The sequence below is a fragment of the Bradyrhizobium sp. Rc2d genome, assembly GCF_900099855.1.
Taxonomy (GTDB): Bacteria; Pseudomonadota; Alphaproteobacteria; order Rhizobiales; family Xanthobacteraceae; genus Bradyrhizobium.
In genome coordinates this window covers 23,247-29,792 of record NZ_FNCU01000076.1, presented here as the reverse complement: position 1 = coordinate 29,792, position 6,546 = coordinate 23,247, and the positions used below count along the sequence as shown (strand labels likewise).

The 6,546-nt window shown below is 57.3% G+C and carries 5 protein-coding genes and 1 pseudogene; 3 read left to right on the top strand and 3 right to left on the bottom strand.

Annotation, left to right across the window (positions count from 1 at the left end; translation table 11 throughout):
- Positions 1-533 precede the first annotated feature (533 nt).
- From BLV07_RS43415 to BLV07_RS43405, 3 genes and pseudogenes are all read right to left on the bottom strand, one after another.
- A pseudogene (locus BLV07_RS43415) lies at positions 534-927 on the bottom strand (IS66 family transposase zinc-finger binding domain-containing protein); the annotation flags it as partial.
- A 9-nt stretch (positions 928-936) separates the two neighbouring features.
- Positions 937-1,194 carry an IS66 family insertion sequence element accessory protein TnpB gene (gene tnpB / locus BLV07_RS50565; RefSeq protein WP_502690293.1) on the bottom strand — a complete coding sequence of 86 codons (258 nt, stop codon included), beginning with the start codon at positions 1,192-1,194 and terminating at the stop codon, positions 937-939.
- Between the two features lie 167 nt (positions 1,195-1,361).
- Positions 1,362-1,658, bottom strand: a complete 297-nt coding sequence (locus BLV07_RS43405; protein WP_244551427.1) for a transposase — start codon at positions 1,656-1,658, stop codon at positions 1,362-1,364.
- Between the two features lie 634 nt (positions 1,659-2,292).
- Here BLV07_RS43405 and BLV07_RS43400 point away from each other — a divergent pair.
- The 3 genes from BLV07_RS43400 to BLV07_RS43390 are packed head-to-tail and all read left to right on the top strand — an operon-like array spanning position 2,293 to position 6,526.
- Positions 2,293-3,969 (top strand): class I tRNA ligase family protein, encoded by a 1,677-nt coding sequence (locus BLV07_RS43400; RefSeq protein WP_143035706.1) that lies wholly within the window; start codon positions 2,293-2,295, stop codon positions 3,967-3,969.
- 4 nt (positions 3,970-3,973) lie between these two features.
- Positions 3,974-5,191, top strand: coding sequence for an MFS transporter (locus tag BLV07_RS43395; protein ID WP_091898727.1), 1,218 nt, complete (start codon positions 3,974-3,976; stop codon positions 5,189-5,191).
- 24 nt (positions 5,192-5,215) lie between these two features.
- On the top strand, positions 5,216-6,526 hold the full coding sequence (locus BLV07_RS43390) for a lysine N(6)-hydroxylase/L-ornithine N(5)-oxygenase family protein (protein WP_091898725.1): 1,311 nt from the start codon (positions 5,216-5,218) through the stop codon (positions 6,524-6,526).
- The last annotated feature ends 20 nt before the right edge of the window (positions 6,527-6,546 follow it).

Here is a 6,546-nt window from a genome sequence, read left to right as displayed (position 1 = left end):
GCCTCGAAATCATGGTCGTGCTGAAGCCTTCGCCGTGTTGGGTGCGGGGGCAGCACCGGGAAAGCCGCTATGGTCAGGTTTACCGGTTCCGCCGGGGTCTCTGAGCAGGGCAGAGATACGGGATGGGTCGCCAGGAAACCTGAGAGATCCTGTTCGTGCCCACATGGCAAGCCGGCGTGGAGCACCGGCCTCAACAAAGCTCCAGGCCCGATGACCGACTTGGCGAGCATCGGGCGCGCGTACGCGAACACGAAACACCAAGGCATGTGGGAATCCCGAGGCGAAGACATAAGCTGACGGACATGCGCGGTGGGAAGTCGTAACGGCTTCGTAGTACCGAGAAAGGCGGGGAATTGGGCTCACCTGGACCCGCTGGAGGGAAGGGAGCCGTCACGCGTTAAGACCCATTGACGAGAAACACGGGAGGGAACGCTGAGCCCCACAAACCTGTCCACGGAACGACAATGGATAGCCGATCTGGCGAGGCAACATCCCGAGCGGGTGCTGACCTCGTTGCATCACCTGATCGACCGTATCTGCGCCTGCCGATAGAGCGGCAGGTGATCGGCATATTTCGAGACCAGGACGTGGGCGACGGTGGCCTTGGTTGGCAATCCACCCTTCGATCAGCCGGGCCGGGGCCAGCGCCTGCGTGACGCCGTCCTCGCAACCCCGGCAAGCGTTTTTCCGGAACTGTGGGACCAGGTCCAGCCGCTCGCTTCTATCCTCGCCGATCCGGTGTAACTCGCCCTGGCAGCAGGGGCAGATCTTATTGTCGATGTCGATGACGACCTCGATCCGCGGTAGGTGCGCCGGCAAGGCGCCACGGTTGCCACGGCGGTTGCGAGCCCGCACCTCACGGCCTTCAGGCGCACTAACGTCCTGCGCAGTCTCGCTGTACGCTGGCACCTGCTCGACGTCTTCCAGGCCCGTGCCTCATGCACAAGCCGCCAATTGCGCCGCCGACAGACGCACGACGCCGTCCTCGATCTTCGGCCAGCGGAACATCCTCAAGCCTCTTGGCGAACAGACACAGACCCGTTCCGTCCCAGAACACCAGCTTGATCCGATTCGCCGCTTAGCCCGGAACACATAGACAGCTCCCGAGAATGGATCTGACCGCATGCTCCCGCGCACCAGGATCGCAAGTCCTTCCATCCCCGTGCGGAAGTCTACCGGCTTGGTCGCCACCATCACCCGGACCGCACCCGACGGACCGATCACCGGCTCGCCTTCCGTGCCTGGACGATCGACGCAATCATTGTCATATCCGCACCACGACCGGCCCGGATCGTGATCGATCTCGACGATCCCGGCATCGCAACGGCGAGCCCGGGAATCCGCTGTGGCCTTGCAGCGCGCTACTTGCGCTCCCGGCCAAGAGCGGGCGCCGGCATCACGGCATCCACTACCGCCGGCACAAACTGTACTTCTTCCGCTTCAGAATGATCGCCCGCTGCTTCTCTCAACTGACGTCGCCCGCCAAACAACTGCTGCGGCGACAATCCGTGCGGTCGGGCTACCGAACAGACCGAGTCGCCGCTCGCCACGATCTCCGCAACGATCCGCGCCTTGTCCTCGTCGCTCCACTTCCATCGACGGCCGGCTGCGGTGAAGACCTCAAGCCGCCGCACCGGCTCCGTGACAGCAGTATGCACTGTGTCTTCTAAGCCTAACGGTCCAAACCGAACCGAAGACTCGCAGATCGCCCCACCATCTGGAAGGTGGCTGCTGAACACCGCTTACGCCTAATCACCGATTACGCCAGCATCATCTGCAACCTAGAAAAGCCCCGGATCGTCATCTTTGCTTTGGGATCGGCTGGCTGCTCATCCGAGGATCTCCGTCGTCCTCGCGATTGTGGTCGGGATACTGGCAACGAACTCTCATCGGGCTTTACTGAGCCGCCTGTTAGGTTCGTGACCAATGTCGGAGAGCTGACGATACGCAGTCTGGGACAAAGCGCAGAATCAGCAATTTCAGTTGGCGCGCCGCTTGCTTTGTTCTCTGCGTCATCACCGATCGCTTCCAAGGAAGCGGGTCGTTGGCCCGATTAACCAGAGGCGGGAAGATTAGCTATGGTGGAAGCCGAGGTGCGGCGATGCATCAAGAAGCTGGCGCAAGAGGGTCGTCCGCTCGAAAACCTCCAACAGAGCGCGACCCGTTTTGCACGGATTGCGGGGGCCGATTTGAAAAGACGCAACCCAACGATGTCCATAACCTAGTCAAGCCGCGTGCTCCTCTTGCTTTCCGGGCGAAATATCTGGGCATCTGTTTGGGTATTTCCAGGATGTGGTGGAAGTCATTTGTGCAGATATGAGTAAAAGCCCGACTATCCCGCCGATAAATGTAGCGACCACGCATCCTGCTGATGTGTATATGTCCCCCGTCAACTTGACAGCCAATGGCAGAGCACATCTGGGCCACGCTGCTGGGCCATTTCTCAGAATGGATATCGTACAGAAACATCTGAAGAGAGCGGGGCATCATGTCCGCTCTGGACTGACGACCGACGGCTTCGAGAACCATGTCTTGGTCCGAGCAGTCCGTGAGAACATTGACCCCTCGGACCTGGCACATGGCTTCCATACTAGAATTGTTGAGGATCTCGCCTCCGTAGGTATCGTTTTCGATCATTTCGATGATCCGGCGTATGGCAGGAATCTGCAGCGCTTCTCGAATGTCAGCAACGCGCTCATGGATGCCCTGTTTGCAGCGGGCTCGCTCCATTTCCGCGCAGCACGCTTACCAGTGGACGACGCGGGTTCTGCTGCCATGCAACCAGAAGAGCGCTTCTGCATTGGAGGCTGGTTTGGTGCAACCTGTCCGGTGTGCGAGGCATCTGCGGGTAGCTTCTTCTGCGAACAGTGTGGATATCATTTCGAGCCCGAAGAAGCTCTGAATCCGGTATCGAGGCGAGGGCGGATCGTAGAATGGACGGACAACATTTCCGCCTTTCTTTCAATTTCGGGAAACGACCGACTTTTCCTGGCGTGGGACGAGGCAGCCGTCGAATCTAGCTTTCTGGATATAGGGAAGCGGTATGTCGCACGCAAAGGACAGCAAATGCGATTGACAGTACCAGGCCTGCACGGGCTGGCTTGGGATTCGGGGCGTTTCGACAGCCAGCAGATATTGTTCAGCTACTCCTCGCTACTCTACGCTCATTCTCTCTATTGCGGGCATAAAGACACAGAGGACTCCGGCAAGCTCAATCCTTTTGCCCGTGATTCCGATACTTTCCTGATTGGCGCCACCGGCATCGATAACACAATTCCGATGCTTGTCGGAGTTACAGGATGCGCATTGGGCCAAAACTCGTTTCGTCCATTTGATCGAATTTTCTTTAATCATTTCCTTAGACTGAACGGATCGAAGTTCTCCACTAGTCGCAGTCACGTGATCTGGGCGGGTGAAATCACTCGAATTCCAAATATATCTATTGATGTTCTTAGAGTGTACCTGTCGGAAATCTGCCCGGAAGAAACCGAGACCGATTTGGTGTCAGAGCGGTTAGTCGATCGCTACAACGTAGTTTTCGATAGGATATCTGCAGCCATTGATCGCTGCACCGACTCCGTAAGCGCGATGCCGGCGCTCACCGGGTGTCACGTAGATGACGCGATGATGATCGCGCTGGATCGCCTCTACGAGGGGCAGTGCGCCGTCCTTTCGCTAGACCACCTGCGAGTGTCGCAAGCTTCGAGAGCGGTTATCGAATGGCTCGATTGTCTTGATGACAAGCCGGACCATCAGACCGCTTACACATGGCTGATGGGGTTCAGTATACTGGCCTGGCCGCTGATGCCCAAAATAACAGAAGCCTTGTGGCACTGGCTAGGTCATAGCGGCCATCCCGTTGCAGCATGCGCTTCGACGCCTTCATCCCAACGGATCGGAACAGTACCAAAAATCTATGGGCGCAGGTTAGCGGCTGCAGATATTGATCGATGCCTTCCGGGAAAATAGTAGCATGACACCTGAAGCGAACATCGTTCCCGCCGAGAAATTGCCCAATCAAGTCCCGTTGCAGATCTCAATCCCCTTTATGCTTGGCAGTATCAGCGTGGCCGCATCCTATGGCTCGAGCTTCTTTCTCGTGGATGCTCTGCGGTCCATTCGACAAAGCGCCACGACAGCCGGAGCCGTTATTTCGACCGGTACGATCGCCACAATACTGTGTTCGCTCGTAGCTGGCCGCATCGCGGACTCACTGGGCGTGATGCGAACCATCACCCTTGCCGCAGCGATGATGGCGATGGCGATGATATGTTTCGCATCAGCGCAAACTTTGACGCTTTTCGCTTACGTCGGCGGGCTTTTTCTTGGCATTGGATGGTCAGTCTTCTACATACTGGCGCCGCTTCAAGTCCTGGGTCACGTGCGAGCTGATGCTCGTATCAAGTATCTTACCTTGCTTTCGGGATCTCAAATGCTGGGCATCGGGCTTGCTGCCCCCCTCGCGCGCACCGTCGCGGAAAGTTCTGGTTCCTACATCGCGGTTTACGCTTTATTCGCGGCTGCATGTCTCGTTGGTGCGATGCTTTTGGAGTTCGCCGGTAGGGCCCTGGCGCAAGCTCCTCAGATCAAAATGCCAACTGTACGACTCACCCTTGAAGGCGTGCTAGGAGCCCTCAAATCGAACACGCGCTATCCGATAATCATGATAGGCCTCGGGGCATGCGCTTTCGCCGGTCTTTCCACGTTCCAGACGCTTTACGCGACATCGCGGTCGCAATCTGCCGACACGTTCTTTCTTGTATTCACGCTGACAGCCGTCTTCCTGCGGTTTGCGGTGGCCCCGATAATTGGAAAGTTTCGTCTTGAACGCGTAGCCGCGTTTCTTATCGTGTGCACCATCGCCGGGCTATTCATCCTATTCATGAATGCAGGTAGTGCGGCGATCTACATCCTCGGAACAGCGATGTTCTCACTGGGATACGGGCTGAGCTATTCGACTCTGAACGGTATGGTTGTTTTCATTGCAGGTACGGATGGGACATCATTTGCTGTTGCTTCTCAAGTCTTCACGCTCTCCTATTTCATTGGCCTGTTCGGATTTCCATACATCGCCGGGCAGGTCGTGAAAGCCAGCAGCTTCGATGAACTGCTAATCAGCATGATGATGCTGATCGTCGCGAATGGTGTCCTTCTCGCAACTCAAGTCGTCTCGACCGGCCGGAAGCATTAAGCGGCTGTTTGCAAGGATCATAGGATGCTGAAGCACGGCAACAGCGTTGACGTAATCGCGATCGGTGCAGGGCCGGCTAATCTGAGCTTGGCAGCCCTCGCAGCACCGATTCCGGAAATCTCTTTGCGAATCCTCGAAAGATCAGAAACGCTTAGATGGCATCCCGGTCTGCTTCTGGACGGTGCCGTTATGCAAACCAGCCCGCTAAAGGACTTGGTAACACCCGCGGATCCGACGAGCGCGTACAGCTTCCTGGCCTACTTGCATGATAAACGGCGGATCTACCAAGCCATCGTCCGAGGACTCGCGTGTGTTAGCCGGAGTGAATTTGACGATTATTTGCGATGGGCAGCGGAAAAGCTGGCTAACGTTCAGTTCGGCGAGCGTGTTATTGCAGTCGAACTGCGCGACGAATCCTTCGATGTCATAACTGATCGCCGCAACTACCAAACCAGTACGGCGGTGCTGGGCGTGGGTCGAGTCCCGTCTATTCCTGATTGGGGCAGGAATGCACCGCCAAACGAGGTGTTTCACAGCAGTACCCTCCTCGTGCAGCGCCGCGAGCTTTCAGGCAAGCGTGTTGTGGTCGTAGGTGGCGGCCAAAGCGGGGCTGAAATATTTCTTCGTCTCCTGAGGGGGGCATACGGTCCGCTGGAAGCCCTGACCTGGGTGACGCGCCGGGCAAACATATTCGCCCTCGAAGATAGCCCCTTCGTCAATGAATGGTTCTTTCCGCAATATGGCGGCTGGTTCTTTGAGCAAAGCGAATCCACTCGGAAGCAAATTCTTGAGCGGCAGTCATTGGCGAGCGATGGCGTCAACTCCGCGACACTTCGCACGATCTACAGTGCACTTTACGATCGCGAGGTCCATCGCGAGTCCTACCCGGCTCACGTGGAAATACGCGTCGACACCACGGCGGACGAGTTGCGCAGCGTGTGCCCGTTTCGCCTGGGCTTACGTCAGCAGACGACAGGTATTTGCTCAGAACATGTCGCTGACATTATCGTCTTGGCCACCGGCTACCGCACTGAAATCCCTTCGTTTCTAGAGCCGATCGCAAGCCGACTGGCGGTTGTCAGCGCGCCTGGTGGCTCTCGTGAGATCGTGGTCGAGGAGGACTTTTCGGCTCGTTTTGACGGTCCCGAAAGATGTCGTTTGTACATACAGAACGGCGCACGCTTTCAACACGGCATCGCTGATACGAATCTCAGCCTAGTCCCTTGGCGTGCTTCAACCGTGCTCAACTCGATCATCGGCCGCGTGGCTTACGATTGCGGGCCTGCAACGGGCGTCGTCAAGTGGACTAGCACGGGGGTCGAGAGCTCCCGTTGAGCGGCGAGCGGTCGGCAGCA

Excerpts from the sequence above, each read along its gene's own strand:
- tnpB (WP_502690293.1), bottom strand. The coding sequence starts at position 1,194 with ATGGTGGCGACCAAGCCGGTAGACTTCCGCACGGGGATGGAAGGACTT.
- BLV07_RS43395 (WP_091898727.1), top strand. The coding sequence starts at position 3,974 with ATGACACCTGAAGCGAACATCGTTCCCGCCGAGAAATTGCCCAATCAA.
- BLV07_RS43390 (WP_091898725.1), top strand. The coding sequence starts at position 5,216 with ATGCTGAAGCACGGCAACAGCGTTGACGTAATCGCGATCGGTGCAGGG.